We start from the raw sequence: 23542 nt of genomic DNA, 5'->3' as shown, positions 1-23542 counted from the left end.
TCAACCCTAAATATGGTGGTGGTGCACCCTACCTTCATCGCGTTAGTCTGTCTGCGTCAAAAGAAACACAAAAAGGAAGCTCTTTAAGGAAATTATTTTGATGCATCATGAAAAGTTAACTCTTGCAGGTTCTTCGAGGGTAACGAATCTTGAGATGAACGAATGTATTTCACAATGTTGCTGCAAGAATCTCGCAGGGCGTGGAGAATTTAATATTAAATGTTGCCCTGTTTCTCTGCGTAAGCATTCACTGGGTCAATAAATCAGGCCGAGTGCATGCTCCCGCTTTTATTGAGCCGGCTGGCTTAAACAGGAAGATTTGATGTATACCAAAAATATTCGTGCGAAGCTCGGATGGGCTTTTTTATTGATGTCTGTCTTAATCCCGACGTCTAAAGCTCAATCTCTTTCCATATCGCCAGAACATCCGAACTTCCAGCTTATGTCCGTTCAGACGCAAGGCTCAGGAACGGATGTCATATTGATTCCGGGGCTGGCGTCGTCTCGCGGAATCTGGACCAATTTAGCATTAGGTTTACAGTCGAGTCACCGCGTTCACATTTTAGAGCTAGCGGGCTTTGCGAGTACACCTGCTATTTCCAATCGAGACGGGAAGGTCATCGCTCCGGTCGTTGACGCCATCGCTGGATACATTCGCACCCAACATATCAAAGCTCCGGCGATCATTGGCCATTCTCTTGGCGGTGAGATTGCATTAATGCTGGGGGTACAGCATCCAGATCTGGTTGGTCGCTTAATGGTTGTCGATGCTTTGCCGTTCTATATGTTAATGATTGACCCTGCGGCGACCAGCGAAAATGCTGCCCAGCATGCTATTGCTACAAGGGAATGGATACTGGCGCAATCGCCGGAACAATTTGTTGCTTATCAGAAAACATCCATAGCCCGTTTAGCTAAGACCGAGGCTGTGAGGTCTGCACTGGTGGCGGCAGGGCTCAGTTCTGATCGCAAAACCATTGCGGACGCTGTGTATGAATTGATGACTACCGATCTGCGTCCAGAGCTCGCCCGCATCAAAGCGCCGATTGAGATCGTATACGCGTATGACGCCTTATTCGGGGTTCCTGCGGCCAGAGTTGATGCAATGTACCGTCAATCCTATTCTTCTGCTCACGATGTTCATTTCACGCGGATCGATGACAGTTTTCACTTTGTCATGCTTGATCAGCCAGAGCGGTTTTCCAGCGCGGTAGCGTCATTCTTAAATCAATAAATGATGCTTTTGCACATCAGGTTGACGTTGGAGGAGTATCTCAAGTCCGGCCAGCTGATCTAGCTGGCCTGAACATCAGGTCAGCAATCAAGATGTTCTGACATAGATGAGTCTTTGTAATGTCCGCTTATGACACGAAGCAAAACGGCTGAATGTTCGTTAGGCCCGCTGAGAGCGAAGAGCGGACGTTGGGTCTTATCTTTTATGGTCATTGTTACTAGACTGATCAAGCTGAAGCGGTGTACTGCTTGTTTTCATCAACTAATTATTGTTTTATGATTCAACTGCTATTTTTATCATGGAATCAATAGGATGAATCAGAAGGCATGGTCTTTTAAAGCAGTCGGTCAGGATGATCTCCGGTACTTTGGGAATAATGGTTATCACGACGACTCAACTAGTTTTTACAGATATGACAACTTTGTCCCAAACCATAAGCAGGTTAAAAAAGGGGATATTGTCATAGTTACTGATAGAAAAAATGTCCTGGGAATATCAGTTATAGATAATCTGTCATCGGCACCATACATAAAAATTCGTAACCGATGTCCTTATGAGGGCTGCGCTCCAGCAAAGTTGATCCATCGGAAATTTAAAAAACCAGAGTGGCGCTGCAGTAATGGGCATGAATTTGATTACCCGAAGGTAGAAGACGCTCCCGCATTGGAATTTAAAGCTGACTATAAAAAAAACTACAAACCCATTAATTCTGTCTCCATAACAGATTTAATTTCTAACACTCCACGCTACAACGTTCAAAGTTCAATTCAAGAGATTGATTTTGAATGGGCAAATCATCTGTTTGGTGGAGCCAATCAACTGAGCCCTACCGAAGCGGACAGTGACGATACTCTCCTCAATGCAGAAGATCAGAGAAAAGCAGTTATACGGCAAATTAAGCAAAGGCGTGGGCAAAAAGCATTTCGTGACAGTTTGATAACCCTATCGACTCAATGCGCAGTTAGTGATTGTGCAATCGTTGATATCCTCGAAGCTGCGCATATCACTGCATACAAAAATGATACACACAACCACGTAAGCAATGGGCTATTACTGCGTTGTGACATGCATACTTTGTACGATCTGGATCTATTTGCTATCGATCCGGACTCGTTACTTATTTACTTTGCTCCGCAGATCCAAGATAAAGAATACACTAGATATCATGGGAAAAAATTGCATGTTTCGTACAAAGTTAATCGTGGAGCCCTTGTCGAAAGGTGGAAAACGTTTACTGAAATGTATGGCAATTCCCACCTGATAATAAAAGCAATCTAGGTTTAACCTGACAAGGCACAACATGGGATTATTAAAAGCAGGGCTTCGCACTGCGAATGCTATTGTCACACTCGGTGGAACGCTGGAATTAGAGCATGCGAAAGCAAGTTTCGAATCCACTCATGCTTCCTATAAAACAACGCATGACGAAGTAACGTTAATAAAAACCAAGATTGATAATCGCATTAGCGAGTTGGGTGATACGCTAAAAACCGTAAAAGCCAGACTGGATAATATCGAGCAATTATTAGAGACCACCTCCTCCTCTCTCGAAAAACAGTCCAGGCCAGCAATGCATGCATTGCAGAGTATTGAGCTATTCAATCAACAGTATTCCGGCGTACTCAGCGTGGGATTTGGTGGGATTATGGGCGGCTCAATGGCGTTGGGCGCGTGGGCGCTTGTTTCAGCCATTGGCACCGCGTCTACGGGCACGGCTATCGGCACGTTGTCTGGTGTCGCCGCAACCAATGCGACACTAGCCTGGTTCGGTGGTGGTGCGCTCGCCGCGGGCGGAGCTGGAATGAGCGGCGGTATGCTGGTACTGGGGGGGATAGTTGCGGCGCCGATTATCTATTTCGCAGCAAAAGGGGCTTGGACCAAAGCCCGCGCTTTTCAGGACCAAGAAGTGCTCGTTGAGCAAGAGCATGAAAAACTACGCGCACTAAAACCAGAACTCGAGAAGCAATATAACGACGTACTAACGTATACCATTCAATTAAATAGCCATTGCCACACATGGTTGGAACAAATGGATAACGAGCTAGCGATCCTTTACCCTTGGGGGAAATTCAGCATTTTTTACCGGGATTTGCTGCACATTATCGGTATTAAGTGGAAAAAACCTGAGCATCTGGCGTCCATTGAAACCATGAATCAGCAGACTATTCAGTTTTTGCGTTTTTTCCAAAACGAAAACACGTAACCCGAACATCTACAATTAATACAGTGCGGGCTTAGCAATGTCCGCTCCTGGCACGGAGCGGACATGCACAGAAAGATAGGAATGTGAAAATATGCCAGACGCGCTGTGGGCCAGCGACACGCCAGAGAGTCGTGTTGTGATTCCACAGCGTCCGGAGAAGGTTTTCACGGCTAAAAGACGAGGTGAAAACAGAAATAAACGAGGAAGAATTAGACGACCATCCAGTCATTCGGCGCTGGAAAAGCGTGGCTTGCCGTCAGCCGATCTCGGCGGGGAGAAACCTTTACGGCCCGCTCAACGAATCAGCAGAGCCAGCATTGCGGCCAATGCCGGAAGCGCCTGCACATAGAGAATCTTTCGGCTGGCCGTTACCGCACCAAAAACTCCCGCTATCAACACGCAGATCAGAAAGAAGAAGATAACCGAAATACCGCGCTCGCCAAGCCATAAGCCCCACAGTAATCCTGCCGCCAGAAATCCGTTGTACATCCCCTGATTTGCGGCCAGTACGCGGGTTTCGCGCGCAAAATCCGCGCTGAGATTAAAAGCCTTGCGACCGGTTTTTGTATTCCACAAAAACATTTCGAGAACCAGAATGTAGAGATGAATGGCGGCAACAACCGCAACAAGAATAGTGGCGAACACAGGTAACCTTTTGTCTTTAGTAAGGGTGAGGTGGAGTATAGATAAAGACAGGGAGTCGAGCGACAAATCCAGTTTGCTGGATGACGTATACCCAAACAAAAAATCCACGCCGGAGCGTGGATTTTTGCATAGAGAAGGTAACGATTAGACGTTAAACAAGAAGTTCATTACGTCGCCATCTTTAACGATATAGTCTTTACCTTCTGCACGCATCTTGCCGGCTTCTTTCGCGCCTTGTTCACCTTTGTAGGTGATGAAGTCTTCGAACGCGATAGTCTGAGCGCGGATAAAGCCTTTTTCGAAGTCGGTGTGAATTTTACCCGCGGCCTGCGGAGCGGTTGCACCTACAGGGATGGTCCACGCACGGACTTCTTTCACGCCAGCGGTGAAGTAAGTTTGCAGGTTCAGCAGTTCGTAACCCGCGCGGATAACGCGGTTCAGGCCGGGTTCTTCAATTCCCAGCTCAGCCATGAACTCTTCACGATCGGCATCGTCCAGCTCAGCAATGTCCGACTCAACGGCGGCACACACGGCAACAACCACAGAACCTTCGCCAGCGGCGATTTCACGCACTTTATCGAGATACGGGTTGTTCTCGAAACCGTCTTCGTTGACGTTGGCAATGTACATGGTCGGCTTCAGGGTCAGGAAGCTCAGGTATTTGATCGCCGCTTTGTCTTCATCAGTCAAAGCCAGCGCGCGCAGCATGCCTGCGTTTTCCAGCTGTGGCAGACATTTTTCCAGCGCAGCCAGTTCAGCTTTAGCATCTTTGTCGCCGCCTTTTGCACGTTTCTGGACGCGGTGAATAGCGCGTTCGCAGGTGTCGAGGTCAGATAACGCTAACTCGGTATTGATAACGTCAATATCGTCAGCAGGATCGACTTTATTATTCACGTGAATGATATTGTCGTTCTCGAAGCAACGTACAACGTGGCCGATGGCTTCGGTTTCACGGATGTTGGTCAGGAACTGGTTGCCCAGACCCTCGCCTTTAGACGCGCCTTTTACCAGGCCGGCGATGTCCACGAATTCCATAGTGGTTGGCAGAATACGCTGTGGTTTAACGATTTCGGCGAGCTGATCCAGACGCGGATCGGGCATTGGCACAACACCGGTGTTTGGCTCGATCGTACAGAACGGGAAGTTTGCTGCTTCGATGCCCGCTTTGGTGAGCGCGTTAAACAGGGTGGATTTGCCAACGTTTGGCAGGCCAACGATACCGCATTTAAATCCCATCTTTAAATCACCTTAATGTCTTGATATTCAACCCGTTAGTGTTAACCGATTGAAGAAAAGTAAATAACTACGCCTATTATACACGTAACCTGTGCCACGCGCGGTAAAAATGCCGTATCGCGCCGACTACTGCGCTTTAAAGGTATGCAGGCGGTTCGTGGCTTTGGTTAAACCCTCGTTAAGCCAAACCTCGGTACAGCGCACCGCTTCGTCTACTGCATCGTCAATTAGCTTTTGCTCGGAAGCAGGAGGTTTGCCCAGTACAAAACCGACAACTTTGTTTTTATCGCCCGGATGGCCGATTCCCACGCGTAAACGGTGAAAGTTCGGGTTATTGCCGAGCTTGCTAATGATGTCTTTCAGTCCATTATGACCGCCGTGACCGCCGCCAAGTTTGAATCTGGCAACGCCCGGCGGTAAGTCCAGCTCATCGTGCGCGACCAGAATTTCGTCCGGATTGATGCGATAAAATGTCGCCATTGCCGCGACCGCTTTGCCACTCAAATTCATAAAGGTGGTCGGAACCAGCAGACGCACATCCGCTCCCGCGAGATTGACACGCGAGGTATAGCCATAAAATTTCGGCTCTTCACGCAAGGGGGCACGTAACCGCTCGGCCAGCAAATCAACATACCACGCACCGGCGTTATGGCGAGTCGCCGCATATTCAGCGCCTGGGTTGGCAAGGCCGACAATCAGTTTAATCGTCACGTTTCAATTCCTAAAGATTCCAGATTTGCCGCGTAGTTTACTGGTTGCCGCGCCGCTTGACAAAATTCTGCGACAGGTAGGGGGAAAATTGAATAATGACTCATTTGAACCATTAGAATTTCAAGCGGTTCAGTCGCTTATTTGTAAACTTTTGTCTCGATTGTACTCATTATTGTGATCATTCACGCAACTCATAAAAGACCCGTTGTCTATACTTTACACACAAGGATTAGGGACATTTTCCCTGCAACCCAGGTTCCGGAGGTGGCATATGAAACGCAGAAACGCTTCACGACTCGGTAACGTGCTAATGGGATTGGGCCTGTTCGTGATGGTAGCAGGTGTGGGTTACTCTATTTTAAACCAGTTACCGCAGCTTGACCTCCCGCAATACTTCGCGCATGGCGCGGTTCTGAGCATCTTCTTAGGTGCAGTTCTGTGGCTGGCAGGTGCGCGTGTGAGTGGTCATGAGCAGGTCAGCGACCGATACTGGTGGGTGCGTCACTACGACAAACGTTGCCGTCGCGATCAGCATAAACATAGCTAGCTCGATGCTTATTGCCGGGTGGCGGCTTCGCCTTACCCGGCCTACAAAATTCAAAGAACGATCGTGACAACGGCTCCCCAGGGAGCCGTTGTTGTATCAGAGATCCGCTAACGCCGCATCGCGATTCGGGTAGAACGCCAGGCGGCCAGGGATCGGCTGGACGCCAGCGCGCGCCATAGTGCGCAGGGGCTGGAATTCCAGATTACTGACACGCAGCTCGCAGCCGTCCGGCAGGCGATTCACAAAGCGCTGAAAAGCATCCAACCCGCCAGCATCGAGCACCGGCACCGCGTCCCACTTCAGCACCACAATACGTTTTCCTGCGATACGTGATTCCAAATCGCTGAATAATCCTTCTGCCGCCGCAAAGAACAGCGGGCCGATAACGCGCAGCACCAGCACATCGTCCGGAACCTCAACATTCACCGGTGCAAGACGGGTCATCTGCGCAATGCGGCGCATAAACAGCAGCGACGCCAGTACAATCCCGACGCTGATGGCGATCACCATGTCAAACAGTACCGTCAGCGACATGCAAATCAGCATCACGATGATGTCGTCTTTCGGCGCACGGCGCAGGAGATGCACCACTTTATGCGCCTCGCTCATGTTCCACGCCACCATCAGCAGTAGAGCGGCCATCGCAGAGAGCGGCAGCCATGAGAGCAGAGGGGCGAGCGCGAGCAGGGCAAGGATCACCAGCAGGGAGTGAATCACGGCAGACACCGGCGAGGTCGCCCCGGCGCGGACGTTAGCGGCGGAACGGGCAATGGCGGCTGTGGCAGTAATACCGCCAAAGAATGGCGCGATAATATTGCCTAACCCCTGACCGACCAGCTCACTGTTGGCTTTGTGCTTGGTACCGGTCATGCCGTCGAGCACCACCGCGCAGAGCAGCGATTCAATTGCGCCGAGCATCGCCATCGAGAATGCAGCCGGTAGCAGGGCGCGCAGAGAATCCCAGCTCAGCGTGAAGTTCGAGCCGGGTAAGTTCCACGGCAGCACTAACTGTGGCAGAAGCTGCGGAATGCCGTTGCCCTGCGAACCGTCCGCCAGAATATAGTGGAACTGGGAGCCGATAGTCGCGACGTGTCCGCCGAGAAGATTCACCACGCCCATCACCGCACAGCCCAGCAGCAGCGCAGGAAGATGCCCCGGCAGGCGGATACCCAGTCGTGGCCAGAGAATTAACGTGCCGAGCGTGACGATGCCGATCGCCGCATCGCCCAGATTCGCCGTTGGCAGAGCCATAAACAGCGCCCCGACCTTTTGCAGATAGTGTTCAGGAACGTGCGTGAGCTGCAAACCGAGGAAATCTTTGATTTGCATGGTCCCGATGGTGATACCGATCCCGGAGGTAAAGCCGAGCGTCACGGAAAGGGGGATGTACTCGATCAACCGACCAAAGCGTGCCAGGCCAAACAGAATCAAAAATACCCCAGACATCAGCGTCGCAACCAGTAAACCTGCCAGACCAAATTGCTGGGAAACCGGGTAGAGGATCACCACAAAAGCCGCCGTCGGGCCTGAGACACTAAAGCGCGAACCGCCGGTCAGGGCGATGACAATCCCGGCAACTGCCGAGGTATATAGCCCGTACTGAGGAGCCACGCCGCTGCCAATCGCCAGCGCCATTGCCAGCGGAATGGCAATAATCCCGACGGTTATCCCGGCGATAACATCACGTAGAAAACGTGATGAGGTGTATTTTTCTTTCCAGCAGGCGTCGATGAGGGCGCGAAAAGGCAGAACGTGTGAGGAGGTTATATTTTTCACAATTCTCGTTATCCGTGAGCACATCATCTGTCATGTGAATGGCAGGTGAAGGAGGTATTAATCATACAAATAAAGATAATAAACAAAAAAACCCGCCGCAGCGGGTTTTTGGGCCGTGTTCGATTAGTGTTCGAACATCGCAGAGATGGATTCTTCGTTGCTGATACGACGAATCGCTTCGGCCAGCATACCTGACAGGGTCAGGGTACGTACGTTTGGCAGCGCTTTGATCTCTTCACTTAATGGAATGGTGTCACAAACGACCACTTCGTCGATGACGGAGTTACGCAGGTTGTTGACCGCATTGCCAGAGAAGATCGGGTGAGTTGCATACGCAAATACACGCTTAGCACCACGTTCTTTCAGTGCTTCAGCGGCTTTGCACAGCGTGCCGCCGGTGTCGATCATGTCATCAACCAGCACACAGTCACGGCCAGCGACGTCACCGATGATGTGCATCACCTGAGAAACGTTAGCGCGCGGACGGCGTTTGTCGATGATAGCCATGTCGGTATCGTTGAGCAGTTTGGCAATCGCACGAGCACGAACCACGCCGCCGATATCTGGAGAAACCACGATTGGGTTGTCCAGATTCAGTTGCAGCATGTCTTCGAGCAGGATTGGGCTGCCGAATACGTTATCAACGGGAACGTCGAAGAAGCCCTGGATCTGCTCAGCGTGCAGGTCAACGGTCAGAACGCGGTCTACGCCTACGCTCGACAGGAAGTCAGCAACGACTTTAGCGGTAATCGGTACACGCGCTGAACGGACACGACGGTCCTGGCGAGCATAGCCGAAGTAAGGAATAACAGCCGTGATACGGCCTGCGGAAGCACGGCGCAGGGCATCGACCATAACAACCAATTCCATCAGGTTGTCGTTAGTTGGAGCACAGGTGGACTGGATGATGAAAATATCACCACCGCGTACATTTTCGTTAATTTGTACGCTGACTTCGCCGTCGCTAAAGCGACCTACAGCGGCGTCGCCGAGGGAAGTGTACAGGCGGTTGGCAATACGTTGTGCTAGTTCCGGGGTGGCGTTACCAGCAAAAAGCTTCATATCAGGCACGAGAAGAACCTCAGGCATGCGTCCAATGGTGGATAACATTCGCCACAAACTGTGCGGGCCAGGCGAACGCTATCCAGGCGGTGTATTAAAGAGCGCGATGCAACGTCTGGAACAGGGTGACGTTGTCACCGAAACTCAGTCTGCGCCAGAATGGTCTGCTGTAGCGGGGAAGTGTTCATCCCTCGCGCCACAAAACCATGCAGCCATTCCGGGGCTTGCTCTAGCACCTGACGTGCGGCGGATTCGGTGTCAAATTCAGCAAAAACACAGGATCCTGTGCCAGTCAGGCGCGACGGGGCGTATTCTAACAGCCAGGAAAGCACCGCATCAACCTCGCGAAAACGTTTTCTTGCGATAACCTCGCAATCGTTGCTGAATTCACATTTTAGTAACGTTTCTATTGACCGTACAGGTGTGTCACGTTTTAACGCCGGATCGCTGAAAATGACCGGGGTAGGAATGCTTACGCCAGGGTGAGCAATGAGATACCATTTTTCTGCGGGATCAGCCGGGGTAAGGATCTCACCGACGCCTTCGGCAAAGGCCGCATGACCCCGCACGAACACCGGGACATCCGCCCCAAGTGTCAGCCCCAGCGCGGCCAGTTCATCAGACGAAAGCCCACAGCCCCACAGATGGTTGAGTGCGACCAGTATGGTTGCCGCATTGGAAGACCCACCACCCAGACCGCCGCCCATCGGCAGACGTTTCTCAACACTGATATCAGCCCCGCTTCCTGGCGGAAGACGATGTGATTCATCAGCCGCCTTAATCAGCAACCGCGCCGCACGTACGATGAGGTTATCTTCATGCGCCACACCTTCGACAGGCGTCAGCAGCTGAATTTGTCCGTCATCACGTGGGGTGATAGAAATCGTGTCGCCATAATCGACAAACTGAAACAGCGTCTGCAGCAGGTGATAACCGTCAGCGCGTTGCCCGGTGATGTACAAAAACAGGTTCAGCTTTGCCGGAGAGGGCCATTGGGTCATCATTTAACGATCCAGTTATCCATTTTGAGCTTGATACGCTGGCCGCCTTCCGTCAGCTCCATATTAGCCGGCAACGCTGGTTTGCTTGCGCTGTCGTAGCCGCCGTACACCACTTTCCAGGTTTTGCCGTTCTGGGTGTAGTTCAGTTCGCTCAGGCGGTACTGGTCGTCAAGTTTGTAATCCGTGGCGTCACCCGGCAGGCCGAGGATCCACTGACGCAGACTGTTGAGCGGAATAGGCATTCCGGTCAGTTTGCCGATCATCTCTTCGGCGTCCGTCGCGGTGTAATGCTGACCTTTATTGTCGGTGATCTGCGCGGTACCCGGCTGAGCGTTCAGCTCAAGTTCAGTGCTGCCAAGCGGGTTCAGGAGCAGCAGGCGATAGCGATCCTGCCCGGTTTGCTGCCAGAAGAAGCGGGCGTAGACTTTTTGCTGATCGGACAGATAAGCAAACGCGCCGCGCGTCTGATATTGACTTAAATTGCGTACTTCTTGCTGGTGCTGACGCCACTGCGGGGAGTCAGGACTTTTGCCGGGGCCCTTGGGCGGAGTAATCGAGCAGGCGGTGAGTACCAGCGCCGCCAGCGGTAACAAGCGAATCAATCGGGCCATAGTCGTGACAAATCCTTGAGATGCGTTGCAGTTATAACCCTTAATGCTAGCGCCGGGCGGTGGCAGCGTCTACGTTCATATTGTCTTAAATCATGAAATTAGCCTGGACGGCCAATTACTCCGAAAGGGGGCGCTCTCTTTTATTGATCTCGCGCATCCTGTATGATGCGACCTGCTAACCTTATTAACGCTGGTACTACTCCCGCTCACATGACCCTTTTAGCACTCGGTATCAACCACAAAACAGCCCCGGTTTCGCTGCGAGAACGCGTAACGTTTTCGCCGGATACGCTCGACCAGGCGCTGGATAGCCTGCTTGCGCAACCGATGGTGCAAGGCGGCGTGGTGCTCTCTACCTGCAACCGTACCGAGCTATACCTGAGCGTTGAAGAACAAGACAATCTGCATGAAGCCCTCATTCGCTGGTTGTGTGAATACCACAATTTGAACGAAGAAGAGCTGCGCAACAGCCTGTACTGGCATCATGATAATGATGCGGTCAGCCATCTTATGCGCGTCGCCAGCGGCCTCGATTCGCTGGTCCTTGGCGAACCTCAGATCCTCGGTCAGGTCAAAAAAGCCTTTGCCGATTCTCAAAAAGGGCATTTAAAAGCCAGCGAACTGGAACGTATGTTCCAGAAATCCTTCTCCGTCGCTAAGCGTGTGCGAACCGAAACCGACATTGGTGCCAGTGCGGTTTCCGTTGCCTTCGCAGCCTGTACCCTTGCGCGTCAAATTTTTGAATCGCTCTCAACCGTTACCGTGCTGCTTGTCGGCGCTGGTGAAACCATTGAGCTGGTGGCGCGTCATCTGCGCGAACACAAGGTCAAGCAGATGATTATTGCCAACCGAACCCGTGAGCGCGCGCAGGTATTGGCAGATGAAGTGGGCGCAGAGGTGATTGCCCTCAGCGACATCGATGAACGCCTGAAAGACGCGGACATTATTATCAGTTCAACCGCCAGCCCACTGCCGATTATTGGCAAAGGGATGGTGGAGCGTGCGCTGAAATCGCGTCGTAATCAGCCCATGCTGCTGGTGGATATTGCCGTTCCGCGCGACGTCGAACCCGAAGTGGGCAAGCTGGCAAACGCCTATTTATACAGCGTTGACGATCTGCAAAGCATCATTTCGCATAACCTCGCCCAGCGTAAAGCGGCGGCGGTGCAGGCAGAAACAATCGTCGAGCAAGAATCCAGCGAATTTATGGCCTGGCTGCGCGCGCAAAGCGCCAGTGAGACGATTCGCGAATACCGTGGTCAGGCGGAACAGGTACGTGACGATCTGACAGCCAAAGCGATGGCAGCCCTTGAACAGGGCGGCGATCCGCAGATTATTATGCAGGACCTGGCGTGGAAACTGACCAACCGGTTAATCCATGCCCCAACCAAATCACTTCAACAGGCTGCCCGTGACGGGGATGATGAACGCCTGAACCTTCTGCGCAACAGCCTCGGGCTGGAATAGCGCCACACACCCATTTTCTATTACAAGGTGCATTTACGCCTATGAAGCCCTCTATCGTCGCCAAACTGGAAGCTCTGTACGAGCGCCATGAAGAAGTTCAGGCCCTGCTCGGCGATGCCGCGACTATTGCTGACCAGGATCGTTTTCGCGCCCTGTCGCGCGAATATGCACAGCTGAGTGACGTTGCGCGTTGTTTTACCGACTGGCGCCAGATTCAGGAAGATATTGAAACTGCGCAGATGATGCTCGACGACCCTGAAATGCGCGAAATGGCGCAGGAAGAGTTGCAGGACGCCAAAGCCCGTGCGGAAGAGATGGAGCAACAGCTCCAGGTTCTGCTGCTGCCGAAAGACCCGGATGATGAGCGCAATGCGTTTGTCGAAGTGCGTGCCGGAACCGGCGGTGACGAAGCCGCGCTGTTTGCGGGCGATCTGTTCCGTATGTACAGCCGCTATGCGGAATCTCGCCGCTGGCGTGTCGAAATCATGAGCGCCAACGAAGGCGAGCACGGTGGCTATAAAGAAGTGATCGCCAAAATTAGCGGCGATGGCGTTTATGGCCGTCTGAAGTTTGAATCCGGCGGTCATCGCGTGCAGCGCGTTCCGGCGACCGAATCGCAGGGACGTATCCACACGTCAGCGTGTACCGTTGCTGTCCTGCCTGAAGTGCCAGAGGCTGAACTGCCGGATATCAACCCAGGCGATCTGCGTATTGATACCTTCCGTTCCTCTGGTGCGGGCGGCCAGCACGTTAACACCACTGATTCCGCGATCCGTATCACCCACTTGCCAACGGGCATTGTGGTGGAGTGTCAGGACGAGCGTTCGCAGCACAAAAACAAAGCTAAAGCCTTGTCGGTTCTGGGCTCGCGCATTCGAGCCGCTGAAATCGCTAAACGTCAGCAGGCCGAAGCCTCAACCCGCCGCAACCTGTTGGGCAGCGGCGATCGCAGCGATCGTAACCGCACCTATAACTTCCCGCAGGGGCGCGTGACTGACCACCGTATCAACCTGACGATTTACCGTCTGGACGAGACGATGGAAGGCAAACTCGATTCCTTGATCGAGCCTATCGTGCAGGAATTCCAGGCCGATCAGCTGGCAGCGCTGGCTGAGCAGGACTAATGGATTTTCAGGCCTGGTTACGCGCCGCCGTGAGCGAGCTTTCCACCAGTGAAAGCCCGCGTCGCGATGCCGAAATCTTGCTGGAACATGTGACCGGCAAAGCGCGGACGTTTATTCTGGCGTTCGGCGAGACGCAACTGACCGCCGCGCAAGAACAACAGCTTGCAATGCTGCTGGCCCGTCGTAAAACAGGTGAGCCGGTGGCGCATTTGACCGGCGAGCGGGAGTTCTGGTCGCTGCCGCTGTATGTCTCAGCGGCCACGTTGATCCCGCGTCCGGACACGGAATGTCTGGTGGAACAGGCGCTGGCACGCCTGCCTGATAGCTCCTGTCGCATTCTGGATTTAGGCACCGGCACCGGCGCGATTGCGCTGGCGCTGGCGAGCGAACGCCCGGATTGTGAGGTAACGGCGGTCGACGTGATGCCGGATGCGGTTGAACTGGCACAGCGTAACCTTGAGCGTCTGGATTTTCGCAACGTTCAGATTTTGCACAGCAGCTGGTTCAGCGCGGTTTCACATCAGCAATTTGAGATGATTGTCAGCAATCCGCCGTATATCGATCAACACGATCCGCATCTGTCGCAGGGTGATGTACGTTTCGAGCCGCTGACGGCGCTGGTCGCCGCTAACGAAGGTCTTGCTGATATCGAACACATTATTAGCAGCGCACGCGAACATCTGGTGTCCGGCGGCTGGCTGCTGCTGGAGCACGGCTGGACGCAAGGGCAGGCGGTGCGTGCGCTGTTTTGCGCAGCAGGATACGAGAGTGTCGAAACCTGCCGTGACTACGGCGATAACGACCGCCTGACGCTCGGGAAATTGCCATGAGCGCGTTTAGCATCTTGATAACCCTGCATATCGCTGCCGTGGTGCTGACTATCAGCTTTTTTGTAGTGCGTTACTGGTGGCGTTACAGCAATCATCCGCTGAGCAACGCCCGATGGGTGCGTGTTGCGCCGCACTGCATCGACACGATTTTGTTCCTTTCAGGCGCCGGTTTAATGTGGCTGACGGGCTATCTGCCCTTTACTGATAAAGGCACATGGCTGACTGAAAAGCTGTTTGGCGTTATCATCTACATCGTTTTGGGTTTTATCGCGCTTGGACGTCGTCGTCCGCGCAGCCAGCAGACCGGATTTATTGCCTTTCTGCTGGGGCTGGTGGTGCTGTACATCATCATTAAACTCGCCACCACAAGAATACCGTTACTGGGGTAAGTATGAGGTCCTTAGCCGATTTCGAATTTAATAAAGTACCGCTTTGCGATGGAATGGTCCTGATCTCAGAGATGATCCGCGACGATTTCACCTCACAGTGGGTCTACGATGAGCTGGAAAATCTGGCAAGTATGGCGCGTGAAGAGATCAGTCAGGCGCGTCCTCAGGACTGGCAGCTGGAGAAGCTTATCGAGCTGTTCTACGGCGAATGGGGCTTTTGCGACACGCGCGGCGTGTATCGTCTTTCCGACGCGCTGTGGCTGGATCAGGTACTGAAAAACCGTCAGGGTAGCGCTGTTGCTCTGGGGGCCGTATTGCTGTGGGTTGCCAACCGGCTGGATATTCCGCTGGTGCCGGTCATTTTCCCGACGCAGATGATTCTGCGCGCTGAGTGGCTGGACGGCGAAATGTGGCTGATCAACCCGTTTAACGGCGACACGCTGGACGAGCACACGCTGGATGTCTGGCTGAAGGGCAATATCAGCCCGGTAGCAGAACTGTTTAACGAAGATCTCGATGAAGCGGATAACGCTGAAGTGGTCCGCAAGCTGCTGGATACGCTGAAATCGGCGCTGATGGAAGAGCGGCAGATGGAGCTTGCCCTGCGTGCGAGCGAAGTGCTGCTGCAGTTCAATCCGGAAGATCCATATGAGATCCGTGACCGTGGCCTTATCTACGCGCAGCTGGAATGTGAGCACGTAGCGCTCAATGATTTGAACTACTTTGTTGAGCAGTGCCCGGAAGATCCGATAAGCGAAATGATCCGTGCGCAGATCAACGCGATCGCGCACAAACAAATTACACTGCATTAATCTTAATTCCGATTCACACCTGAATAAGGCGATCCTATGAAACAAAAAGTGGTTAGCATTGGTGATATCAACGTGGCAAACGACCTGCCGTTCGTGCTGTTTGGTGGCATGAACGTTCTGGAATCCCGCGACCTCGCCATGCGTATCTGCGAACACTACGTGACCGTGACCCAGAAACTGGGCATCCCGTACGTGTTTAAAGCCTCTTTTGACAAAGCCAACCGCTCTTCCATCAACTCTTACCGTGGCCCAGGTCTGGAAGAAGGGATGAAAATTTTCCAGGAGCTGAAACAGACCTTTGGCGTGAAAGTGATCACCGACGTGCATGAAGCGTCACAGGCGCAGCCTGTTGCTGAGGTAGTGGATGTGATTCAGCTTCCGGCCTTCCTGGCGCGTCAGACCGACCTGGTTGAAGCGATGGCGAAGACCGGTGCAGTCATCAACGTGAAGAAACCACAGTTCGTGAGCCCTGGTCAGATGGGTAACATCGTCGATAAATTTATCGAAGGCGGCAACGACCAGATCATTCTGTGTGACCGTGGCGCGAACTTTGGTTACGACAACCTGGTGGTCGACATGCTGGGCTTCAGCGTGATGAAGAAAGTGTCCAATAACTCACCGGTTATCTTTGACGTGACCCACGCCCTGCAGTGCCGTGACCCGTTTGGCGCCGCATCCAGCGGTCGTCGTGGTCAGGTGACTGAACTGGCGCGCGCCGGTATGGCGACAGGTCTGGCCGGTCTGTTCATTGAAGCGCACCCGGACCCAGCCAACGCGAAATGCGACGGTCCATCCGCGCTGCCGCTGGATAAGCTCGAGCCGTTCCTGAAACAGATCAAAGCGATTGACGATCTGGTGAAAAGCTTCGACGAGCTGGATACCAGCAACTAATCTTTGAGCTAATAAAAAACCCGCCACGGCGGGTTTTTTTATGCCCGGCGCGCGGGTTATACGTTACTGTCGGTCTTGTAGGCCGGGTAAGGCGAAGCCGCCACCCGGCAAAACAGTTCAGACAAAGAACGTCAGGCAAAAATCGTCATCAGATACGCGATAAACAGCGCCAGATGCGCCGCGCCGTTTAGCACGTTGGTGCGTCCGGTCGAGAACGAAATCTGACACAGCAGCAACGACGCCACCATCACAATCATCTCTGGCGCACCCAGCGCAAAGTGCAGGTCATTCCCGGTCATAAAGGCAATCAACGTCACTACCGGTACGGTGAGTGAAATCGTCGCCAGCACGGAACCGAAGAACAGGTTCATTGCGCGCTGCACCTGGTTGCTGAGAACCGCTTTCAATGCGCCTAAACCTTCTGGTGAAAGAATCAGCAAGGCGACCAGGAAGCCGGTAAAGGCCACAGGGGCGTTCAGCTCGGTCAGCAAGGTTTCCAGCGGATTCGCATTCATTTTGGTGACTGCGATTACCGCAATCAGATGTACGATCAGCCAAACCGTATGCCACAGGCTGCTGTGCGCAGAAGGCTTACCGTGGTGCGGGTCATCGTCGTCGCCGTCATCTTCATGCTCGTAGACGAACAGGCTTTGGTGCGTTTTGGTTTGAATAAGCAGGAAAACGCCGTACATGGCGGCGGAAATGAGCGCGACCAGCAGCGCCTGCCCGGTGGTGAAATTGGCGCCCGGCAGTGCCATTGGGAACACCAGTACAATAATTGCCAGCGGGAAGAGGGCGATCAGATACTGTTTAATACCAAACAGGTTCATATACTGAGTGGCGAATTTGCCCCCGCCCAAAAGCAGCGAGAAGCCTACAAGACCGCCGGTCACAATCATAATGATCGAATACAGCGTATCGCGCATCAGCGTCGGTGCGGCATCGCCGGTTGCCATCAATGCGGAAATTAAGCTTACTTCGAGAATAACAACGGAAAGACTTAAAATCAGAGAGCCGTAGGGTTCGCCCAGGCGGTGCGCCAGTACGTCGGCGTGGCGAACAACGCTAAATGCGCTGGATAAAATACCAATAAGAGCAAGAATGTTAATTCCAACGACCACTGGCAGTGACTGGCTACTTCCCCAGAAGAGCAGCACGGCCAGTGCCACAAGCGGGAAAATAAGCGACGTCTCCTTGTGGCGGGTCTTAACCGCCTCATGTGTTGTTGTCATGTGATACTCCGTGAATGCAGGTGATTGTAATTATAGAATGAAATTGCAGGCCATTAAACTAACAGAAAACAGATAATTTCCAGTGATGTTTTACTTAATTTTACGTCACAGTGGCTATTTTTATCAAAGCGCCTGTAAAATCGCTTTTAATCTAAATACACACTAAATAACAGTACATTAAGTTCATTAATTTCACACAATTGTCATTTTGACTGGCAACGGTAACCCCTATCGACCACACTTACCTTTTTGACTCAAAAGAGGTGAGTGATGCCCTATAAATCAAAAAACGACCTGCCTGACAGCGTCCAGCACGTTCTGCCGTCCCACGCGCAGGAAATCTACAAAGAGGCGTTTAACAGCGCCTGGGAGCAATATAAGGATAAAGAGGACCGTCGCGATGACGCCAGCCGCGAAGAGACCGCCCATCGCGTCGCCTGGGCGGCTGTCAAACACGATTATGAAAAAGGGGAGGATGAGAAATGGCATAAAAAGAAATAGTGCCCTTATGATTAGCCACCTCTGTTTTGACTTTTCCGGCTGTTGAACTTTCGTTGTATTGCAACTGGCCTATGAATTGCTTATCGTTTATTAACTGCTGTCAAAATGAGCAGAAACGAAAATGCCGGGAAGGCGTAAAAGATGTCGCACGGAAGCATGCAGTGGCGGAGGTGGTAAAGTGTTAACGCGTGATTTCTTAATGAAGGCAGATTGTAAGACGGCATTTGGTGCTATTGAGGAATCGCTTCTCTGGTCGGCTGAACAACGTGCTGCGTCGCTTGCGGCGACGATGGCCTGCCGCCCGGATGAAGGCCCGGTATGGATATTTGGTTATGGTTCGCTGATGTGGAATCCCGCGCTGGAGTATGTGGAATCCGCAACGGGTACGCTTCCTGGCTGGCATCGCGCATTTTGTCTGCGCCTCACTGCCGGTCGCGGTAGCGCCTGTCAGCCTGGCCGGATGCTTGCACTGAAAGAGGGCGGGCGCACCACCGGCGTCGCCTATCGTCTGCCGGACGACACCCTCGAGGACGAGCTGGCGCTGCTGTGGAAGCGTGAAATGATCACCGGCTGCTATTTGCCGAGCTGGTGCAAACTGGAGCTCGACGACGGGCGCACCGTCAATGCGCTGGTCTTTATCATGGACCCGCGCCATCCGCTGTATGAATCCGATACCCGAACGCAAGTCATTGCGCCACTGATTGCCGCAGCCAGCGGGCCGCTGGGAACCAATGCCCAGTATCTGTTCTCACTCGATCAGGAACTGACGCGTTTAGGGATGCAGGATGATTGCCTGAACGAGCTAGTGACGAAGGTCAAAGCCTTGATTGAAGGGGATTCCCGCGAAGCGTCATTGCGCCCGGGTTTTGCCTGATAAAAAAAAGCCGGGTGGCGGCTGCGCCTTACCCGGCCTACAAAAGCCAATTAGATCAACGGTTTTGTAGGCCTGTGCAAACGCAATGCCGCCAGGCAGCTTTTTCAGGCAGCGACGTAGCTGACAGAGTGCTCAAGCGACTGGCTGTGGCTGTCAATCAACACATCCCAGGTGCCAGTGTAAGGCACGGTTAACCACGCATTGTCTTTGTTCTGTACGCTAAGAATATCCGCCTGCGACGACTTCTGCGCTTTCGCACTCATCAGATGAATATGGCAGCGCTCAGAGCAGCGCACGACTACCGTATCCCCGCCAAACAGTTTCAAACTTGTTTTTACCAGTGCCATTTTTTACCCCGTTGTCCCGAAAAACGCGCTCCCTGCGGTTAATCCTGAGCGTGATGTTGTTCACAATTCACTCATGGCATAACACCAAAGGGGAAGGGAGAGGATGCTGATTTTGATCAAAAAATGGCATAACGTTTAAACAAAAATGACAAAATGCCTGAAAGGGTTCAGCTGGCGCGTATTTGAACAGGCCAATACGCGCCACACTAAAATTATATGCGGAAATGCCCCGCCGTTTCAGCAAGGTCGCCCGCCTGGCTTTGCAGAGCGCTCGCCGCAGCGGCGGATTCCACGACCAGTTCGGCGTTTTGCTGCACCATACGGTCAAGATGCGTTACGGCGTGGTTGATCTCGTGAATGCCTTTCATCTGTTCGCTGGTCGCGATGGTGATTTCACGCATGATCCCGGACACGCTGCCGATAGTCGAGCGGATCTCATCCATGCTTTCACCGGCCAGATGTACATACCGCGAACCGGTCGCCACGCTGTCGGCGGTTGAATCGATCAGCGTTTTGATCTCCTTGGCCGCCTGTGCGCTGCGACTTGCCAGACTGCGTACTTCCCCGGCGACTACCGCAAATCCGCGACCTTGCTCACCCGCACGGGCCGCTTCTACCGCTGCGTTCAGCGCCAGGATATTAGTCTGGAAGGCAATTCCGTCAATGACGCTGGTGATATCACCGATTTTAGCCGACGCCACTTCAATGGATTGCATGGTACTGATGGCCTGAGAAACCACTTCGCCCCCGCGTGAGGCCGCTGCCGAGGCTTTGCTTGCCTGATCGTTAGCTTCCGCCGCCGATTCGGTGGACTGGGTGACAGAGGCGGTGATCTGCTCCACGGCGCTGGCGGTTTCGCGCAGGCTGGAAGCCGCCTGCTCGGTACGGCCAGAGAGATCCTGGTTGCCTGCGGCAATTTCGCGCGCGGCGTTTTTGACCGAGGAGCTGGCATCGCGTAGCTGCACCATCACCGTCGAGAGTTTGTCGCTAAAGGCGTTAAAGGCCTGGGCAATTTCTGCCACTTCGTCCTGGCCGTTATCCGGCAGACGCTGCGATAAATCGTTGGTGCCGTTGGCGATGGCGTGCATCGCGTCGCGAATATTCGACAGACGTTTCAGCAGGCGTGCAATGGTGAAATGGACAATTGCGCCGCTCAGCAGCACCAGAATGATCAGCGACAAAGCAGATGCTTTCAACAAGGAACGCATCCCGGAGGTGGCGTCGTTACTGTCGAGCGCCACGATAAGCAGCCAGTGCGTGCCTGCCACCGGTGTGGCGACAAAAGTTTTCTCCACGCCGCCCAATGTACCGTCGATTTCGTGGCCTTTTTTCAGCTCGTTAATATCAACGCCATTGATCGCTTCTGCAAAGGGTTTGAGCGTCAGCGCCGGATCGTTGGCGGCAATTACCGTACCGTCGCTGTCAATCAGCAGACCACTGCTGGCGGGCGTCGGGTGAATACCACGCACGTTAGCCACCACGCTGTCCATTGCCACATCTCCGGCGACTACCGCTTTCAGTGCACCGTTTTCTTTTACCGGCACAGCAAACGTCACGACCAGCTTACCGGTGCCAGCATCGACATACGGAGCTGTGACCACCGGCGCATCGGCGCTGACTACCTGCTGATACCACGGGCGCACGGTCGGATCGTAATCCGCTGGCACGCCCGCCGGATCGGAAAATTTCGCCGTTTTGCTGGCGTAGCCGACGTAGACGTTGGTGAAACCACCCGCTTGTGCCAGCTGTTTAAATACCGGAACCGGGTCGTCGCTCAGGGCCACAGATTGCGCAGAGGCAATGACCGTTAATTTGCTGTTGACCCAGTCGGCAATGGCGAGATTATGACTGGCGCTGGTACTGGCCAGAATATCGCGTTGCGATTGCTGGTTATCCTGACGTGTGACCTGGAAATTAATGACGGTATTAAGAAGAAGGGCGACGACCAGACAACCTGTCGTCGCGGCGATGATACGGGCACGGATTGACCTTAACATATGCTGAATACCTGCTGAGTTGGCTTAAGGTGCGTATCGGCAACTCGAGCAGGAACTTGATGGTGCAACCGCGTCCATAAGTAAAAAATATGTTTACGGTTTTATTATTAAAAAGCTAATACTTTGTCGGCGGAAAGAGTCCACTGTGCCAGCTCAACCAGAGTACCGATTTCAACCCCCTCGATCAGCGGCAGTGAAGTGATCCCGCGTCCGTCGGTGCAGGTTTTACATAGCTTCACCGGGACGTTCTGCGCGGTGAGGATTTCCAGCATCTGCTGAATGTTATACCCCTCGGCGGGTTTTTGTCCTTTCAGCCCGGCGGTGACGGCATCTGACATTAAAAACAGTCGCAGATCCAGTTCGCTATCCTGATCGCGCAGAGCGATGGCAAGACGCAGGCTGTTAAACAGGGATTCACTTCCATAGGCCGCTCCGTTGGCGACGATCACGATTTTTTGCATGTTCACTCCTGTAGATAGCAAGGCGGGAAAAATATCTGTTGCCTATGCTACCGCGCTGGCGAGGAAGAATACAAAGTTGCTTCAGGATATTCCTGAAATTCCCCTTTGGGCTGCAAAAACTTCCAGAACGCGTTAAGGTTACAGCTGTATAGACATGCGATCTGGATCACAGTTACGACCTTAATGATGGCTTTACCTCACCTTCGTTCTCTGTTGTTGCTCCTGCTTATTCCGGCTGGAGCCGTTTGTGCTGCGCCCGGTTCTTTTGAACAGCAGGCGCGAAATCCCTTTGATAACAATGGTGATGGCCTGCCGGATCTCGGTTTAGCCAAACCAACCGGCGAAAGTGAAAAACATCTGGCAGAGATGGTGAAAGCTTTTGGTGAAGCCAGTATGACTGACAACGGTCTGACGACAGGGGAGCAGGCGCGTCAGTTTGCGTTTGGTCAGGTGCGCGACGCCGTCAGCGGGGAAGTCAATCAACAGATTGAATCCTGGCTTTCGCCGTGGGGGAATGCCAGCGTCGATTTGCTGGTGGATGACGACGGGAAATTTACTGGCAGCAGCGGGCGATGGTTCATCCCCTGGCAGGACAACAATCGTTATCTGAGCTGGAGCCAGCTGGGGCTGACGCAGCAAACCGACGGTCTGGTGAGCAACGCCGGAATTGGTCAGCGCTGGGTTGCCGGAAAATGGCTGCTCGGATACAACACCTTTTATGATAATCTGCTGGATGAAAATCTCCAGCGAGCCGGGCTGGGTGCCGAAGCGTGGGGCGAAAATCTGCGTTTGTCGGCAAATTATTATCAGCCGTTTGCCAGCTGGCGCGACAGCTCTGACGTGCAGGAACAGCGGATGGCGCGAGGATACGATGTGACCGCGAAAGCCTGGCTACCCTATTTTCAGCATCTGAATACCAGCGTCAGCTTTGAGCAATATTTTGGCGATAGCGTTGATCTGTTTCGTAGCGGCACTGGGTATCACAACCCAATGGCGGTCAATCTTGGGCTGGATTATACGCCGGTACCGTTGTTGACGTTTTCTGCGGCACACAAGCAGGGGGAAAGCGGCGTCAGCCAGAATAACCTCGGCATGAAACTCAACTACCGTTTTGGCGTCCCGCTGAAAAAGCAGTTGTCATCGGATGAAGTAGCCGCCACGCGCTCCCTGCGCGGGAGCCGCTATGACTCACCGAATCGCGCAAATCTTCCGGTGATGGAGTTCCGCCAGCGCAAAACGCTGTCTGTGTATCTGGCGACGCCGCCGTGGGATTTACATTCGGGTGATACCGTCAATCTGAAACTGCAAATTCGCAGCACGCACGGAGTGAGACAACTTCACTGGCAGGGCGATACGCAGGCGTTAAGTTTGACTTCGCCGCCAGATGCGAAAAGCAGCGAGGGCTGGAGCGTGATTATGCCCGCCTGGGATGCAAGTGAAGGCGCAACGAACCGCTGGCGGCTGTCGGTGGTGGTCGAGGATGAAGACGGGCAGCGTGTCTCTTCCAATGAGATCACGCTCTCTCTGTCGCAGCCGCTGATGGCGGTGCCTGATGACGATCCGAGATGGAAACTGCTGCCGGACGAATGAA

General features: G+C 53.2%; 24 protein-coding genes. 13 read left to right on the top strand and 11 right to left on the bottom strand.

Going from position 1 to position 23542, the window contains the following annotated elements:
• Positions 1–322 precede the first annotated feature (322 nt).
• From JBO43_RS02915 to JBO43_RS02905, 3 genes are all read left to right on the top strand, one after another.
• Positions 323–1234, top strand: coding sequence for an alpha/beta fold hydrolase (locus JBO43_RS02915; protein WP_202673686.1), 912 nt, complete (start codon positions 323–325; stop codon positions 1232–1234).
• A gap of 312 nt (positions 1235–1546) precedes the next feature.
• Positions 1547–2512 (top strand): HNH endonuclease, encoded by a 966-nt coding sequence (locus tag JBO43_RS02910; RefSeq protein ID WP_202673685.1) that lies wholly within the window; start codon positions 1547–1549, stop codon positions 2510–2512.
• Positions 2513–2534: 22 nt separating this feature from the next.
• Positions 2535–3437 carry a hypothetical protein gene (locus JBO43_RS02905; protein WP_202673684.1) on the top strand — a complete coding sequence of 301 codons (903 nt, stop codon included), beginning with the start codon at positions 2535–2537 and terminating at the stop codon, positions 3435–3437.
• 294 nt (positions 3438–3731) lie between these two features.
• On the opposite strand, the gene JBO43_RS02900 is transcribed toward JBO43_RS02905, so the two are convergent.
• The 3 genes from JBO43_RS02900 to pth form a co-directional block, all read right to left on the bottom strand.
• The gene (locus JBO43_RS02900) at positions 3732–4082 is read right to left on the bottom strand and encodes a DUF1304 domain-containing protein (RefSeq protein WP_202673947.1); all 351 of its coding nucleotides are present in this window, start codon (positions 4080–4082) and stop codon (positions 3732–3734) included.
• Positions 4083–4226: 144 nt separating this feature from the next.
• Entirely contained in the window at positions 4227–5318 is a 1092-nt protein-coding gene (gene ychF, locus JBO43_RS02895) for a redox-regulated ATPase YchF (RefSeq protein ID WP_095282284.1), read from the bottom strand.
• A 126-nt stretch (positions 5319–5444) separates the two neighbouring features.
• Complete coding sequence (pth, locus tag JBO43_RS02890; RefSeq protein WP_202673683.1) at positions 5445–6029, bottom strand: aminoacyl-tRNA hydrolase; 585 nt, start codon at positions 6027–6029, stop codon at positions 5445–5447.
• 271 nt (positions 6030–6300) lie between these two features.
• On the opposite strand from pth, the gene ychH reads away from it, so the two are divergent.
• Positions 6301–6576 carry a stress-induced protein YchH gene (gene ychH, locus JBO43_RS02885; protein ID WP_095282282.1) on the top strand — a complete coding sequence of 92 codons (276 nt, stop codon included), beginning with the start codon at positions 6301–6303 and terminating at the stop codon, positions 6574–6576.
• Between the two features lie 96 nt (positions 6577–6672).
• Here ychH and dauA read toward each other — a convergent pair whose 3' ends face one another.
• The 4 genes from dauA to lolB all read right to left on the bottom strand — a co-directional run bounded on the left by dauA (position 6673) and on the right by lolB (position 11026).
• A complete protein-coding gene (gene dauA / locus JBO43_RS02880) occupies positions 6673–8352 on the bottom strand; it encodes a C4-dicarboxylic acid transporter DauA (protein ID WP_095282281.1) in 1680 nt (559 codons plus the stop codon).
• A gap of 123 nt (positions 8353–8475) precedes the next feature.
• On the bottom strand, positions 8476–9423 hold the full coding sequence (gene prs, locus JBO43_RS02875) for a ribose-phosphate diphosphokinase (RefSeq protein ID WP_012017724.1): 948 nt from the start codon (positions 9421–9423) through the stop codon (positions 8476–8478).
• Between the two features lie 125 nt (positions 9424–9548).
• The gene (gene ispE, locus JBO43_RS02870; RefSeq protein ID WP_202673682.1) at positions 9549–10418 is read right to left on the bottom strand and encodes a 4-(cytidine 5'-diphospho)-2-C-methyl-D-erythritol kinase; all 870 of its coding nucleotides are present in this window, start codon (positions 10416–10418) and stop codon (positions 9549–9551) included.
• Positions 10415–11026 carry a lipoprotein insertase outer membrane protein LolB gene (gene lolB, locus JBO43_RS02865; RefSeq protein WP_095282279.1) on the bottom strand — a complete coding sequence of 204 codons (612 nt, stop codon included), beginning with the start codon at positions 11024–11026 and terminating at the stop codon, positions 10415–10417. The genes ispE and lolB overlap by 4 nt, the downstream gene beginning before the upstream one ends.
• Positions 11027–11236: 210 nt before the next feature.
• On the opposite strand from lolB, the gene hemA reads away from it, so the two are divergent.
• The 6 genes from hemA to kdsA are packed head-to-tail and all read left to right on the top strand — an operon-like array spanning position 11237 to position 16539.
• Positions 11237–12493 carry a glutamyl-tRNA reductase gene (hemA, locus tag JBO43_RS02860; protein WP_095282278.1) on the top strand — a complete coding sequence of 419 codons (1257 nt, stop codon included), beginning with the start codon at positions 11237–11239 and terminating at the stop codon, positions 12491–12493.
• 41 nt (positions 12494–12534) lie between these two features.
• Positions 12535–13617: a peptide chain release factor 1 gene (prfA, locus tag JBO43_RS02855; protein WP_095282277.1), complete on the top strand. Its 1083-nt coding sequence runs from the start codon at positions 12535–12537 to the stop codon at positions 13615–13617.
• A complete protein-coding gene (gene prmC / locus JBO43_RS02850; RefSeq protein ID WP_202673681.1) occupies positions 13617–14447 on the top strand; it encodes a peptide chain release factor N(5)-glutamine methyltransferase in 831 nt (276 codons plus the stop codon). The genes prfA and prmC overlap by 1 nt, the downstream gene beginning before the upstream one ends.
• The gene (sirB2, locus tag JBO43_RS02845; protein WP_095282275.1) at positions 14444–14836 is read left to right on the top strand and encodes an invasion regulator SirB2; all 393 of its coding nucleotides are present in this window, start codon (positions 14444–14446) and stop codon (positions 14834–14836) included. The genes prmC and sirB2 overlap by 4 nt, the downstream gene beginning before the upstream one ends.
• A 2-nt stretch (positions 14837–14838) precedes the next feature.
• The gene (gene sirB1 / locus JBO43_RS02840) at positions 14839–15648 is read left to right on the top strand and encodes an invasion regulator SirB1 (protein ID WP_095282274.1); all 810 of its coding nucleotides are present in this window, start codon (positions 14839–14841) and stop codon (positions 15646–15648) included.
• A gap of 36 nt (positions 15649–15684) precedes the next feature.
• Positions 15685–16539, top strand: a complete 855-nt coding sequence (gene kdsA, locus JBO43_RS02835; protein WP_095282273.1) for a 3-deoxy-8-phosphooctulonate synthase — start codon at positions 15685–15687, stop codon at positions 16537–16539.
• Between the two features lie 131 nt (positions 16540–16670).
• Here kdsA and chaA read toward each other — a convergent pair whose 3' ends face one another.
• Positions 16671–17771, bottom strand: a complete 1101-nt coding sequence (gene chaA / locus JBO43_RS02830; RefSeq protein WP_103946021.1) for a sodium-potassium/proton antiporter ChaA — start codon at positions 17769–17771, stop codon at positions 16671–16673.
• Positions 17772–18041: 270 nt separating this feature from the next.
• Here chaA and chaB point away from each other — a divergent pair, with 270 nt between their 5' ends.
• Together chaB and JBO43_RS02820 are read left to right on the top strand one after the other, a co-directional pair.
• Positions 18042–18272 (top strand): putative cation transport regulator ChaB, encoded by a 231-nt coding sequence (gene chaB, locus JBO43_RS02825; RefSeq protein WP_103949344.1) that lies wholly within the window; start codon positions 18042–18044, stop codon positions 18270–18272.
• Between the two features lie 178 nt (positions 18273–18450).
• Entirely contained in the window at positions 18451–19146 is a 696-nt protein-coding gene (locus JBO43_RS02820) for a gamma-glutamylcyclotransferase (protein WP_095282270.1), read from the top strand.
• Positions 19147–19250: 104 nt separating this feature from the next.
• Here the strand turns inward: JBO43_RS02820 and JBO43_RS02815 are convergent, their stop codons facing one another.
• From JBO43_RS02815 to JBO43_RS02805, 3 genes are all read right to left on the bottom strand, one after another.
• Positions 19251–19493, bottom strand: coding sequence for a DUF1883 domain-containing protein (locus tag JBO43_RS02815; protein WP_100779919.1), 243 nt, complete (start codon positions 19491–19493; stop codon positions 19251–19253).
• Between the two features lie 212 nt (positions 19494–19705).
• Positions 19706–21490, bottom strand: coding sequence for a methyl-accepting chemotaxis protein (locus tag JBO43_RS02810; protein WP_095282268.1), 1785 nt, complete (start codon positions 21488–21490; stop codon positions 19706–19708).
• A 107-nt stretch (positions 21491–21597) separates the two neighbouring features.
• Positions 21598–21951 (bottom strand): DsrE/DsrF/TusD sulfur relay family protein, encoded by a 354-nt coding sequence (locus JBO43_RS02805; protein ID WP_202673680.1) that lies wholly within the window; start codon positions 21949–21951, stop codon positions 21598–21600.
• Between the two features lie 183 nt (positions 21952–22134).
• Here JBO43_RS02805 and JBO43_RS02800 point away from each other — a divergent pair, with 183 nt between their 5' ends.
• The gene (locus tag JBO43_RS02800; RefSeq protein WP_202673679.1) at positions 22135–23541 is read left to right on the top strand and encodes a YchO/YchP family invasin; all 1407 of its coding nucleotides are present in this window, start codon (positions 22135–22137) and stop codon (positions 23539–23541) included.
• Position 23542 lies beyond the last annotated feature (1 nt).

The organism is Lelliottia jeotgali, assembly GCF_016771845.1.
GTDB classification, from domain to species: domain Bacteria; phylum Pseudomonadota; class Gammaproteobacteria; order Enterobacterales; family Enterobacteriaceae; genus Enterobacter; species Enterobacter jeotgali.
Note: the sequence above shows the minus strand (reverse complement) of the source record. Positions and strands in the feature narration are given on the sequence as shown.

Coding starts and splice junctions, on each gene's coding strand:
- JBO43_RS02805 (WP_202673680.1), bottom strand. CDS start 21,951: ATGCAAAAAATCGTGATCGTCGCCAACGGAGCGGCCTATGGAAGTGAA.
- prmC (WP_202673681.1), top strand. CDS start 13,617: ATGGATTTTCAGGCCTGGTTACGCGCCGCCGTGAGCGAGCTTTCCACC.
- JBO43_RS02810 (WP_095282268.1), bottom strand. CDS start 21,490: ATGTTAAGGTCAATCCGTGCCCGTATCATCGCCGCGACGACAGGTTGT.
- chaB (WP_103949344.1), top strand. CDS start 18,042: ATGCCCTATAAATCAAAAAACGACCTGCCTGACAGCGTCCAGCACGTT.
- JBO43_RS02815 (WP_100779919.1), bottom strand. CDS start 19,493: ATGGCACTGGTAAAAACAAGTTTGAAACTGTTTGGCGGGGATACGGTA.
- ychF (WP_095282284.1), bottom strand. CDS start 5,318: ATGGGATTTAAATGCGGTATCGTTGGCCTGCCAAACGTTGGCAAATCC.
- hemA (WP_095282278.1), top strand. CDS start 11,237: ATGACCCTTTTAGCACTCGGTATCAACCACAAAACAGCCCCGGTTTCG.
- chaA (WP_103946021.1), bottom strand. CDS start 17,771: ATGACAACAACACATGAGGCGGTTAAGACCCGCCACAAGGAGACGTCG.
- JBO43_RS02910 (WP_202673685.1), top strand. CDS start 1,547: ATGAATCAGAAGGCATGGTCTTTTAAAGCAGTCGGTCAGGATGATCTC.
- prfA (WP_095282277.1), top strand. CDS start 12,535: ATGAAGCCCTCTATCGTCGCCAAACTGGAAGCTCTGTACGAGCGCCAT.
- kdsA (WP_095282273.1), top strand. CDS start 15,685: ATGAAACAAAAAGTGGTTAGCATTGGTGATATCAACGTGGCAAACGAC.
- JBO43_RS02800 (WP_202673679.1), top strand. CDS start 22,135: ATGATGGCTTTACCTCACCTTCGTTCTCTGTTGTTGCTCCTGCTTATT.
- JBO43_RS02905 (WP_202673684.1), top strand. CDS start 2,535: ATGGGATTATTAAAAGCAGGGCTTCGCACTGCGAATGCTATTGTCACA.
- ychH (WP_095282282.1), top strand. CDS start 6,301: ATGAAACGCAGAAACGCTTCACGACTCGGTAACGTGCTAATGGGATTG.
- ispE (WP_202673682.1), bottom strand. CDS start 10,418: ATGATGACCCAATGGCCCTCTCCGGCAAAGCTGAACCTGTTTTTGTAC.
- sirB2 (WP_095282275.1), top strand. CDS start 14,444: ATGAGCGCGTTTAGCATCTTGATAACCCTGCATATCGCTGCCGTGGTG.
- lolB (WP_095282279.1), bottom strand. CDS start 11,026: ATGGCCCGATTGATTCGCTTGTTACCGCTGGCGGCGCTGGTACTCACC.
- sirB1 (WP_095282274.1), top strand. CDS start 14,839: ATGAGGTCCTTAGCCGATTTCGAATTTAATAAAGTACCGCTTTGCGAT.
- JBO43_RS02915 (WP_202673686.1), top strand. CDS start 323: ATGTATACCAAAAATATTCGTGCGAAGCTCGGATGGGCTTTTTTATTG.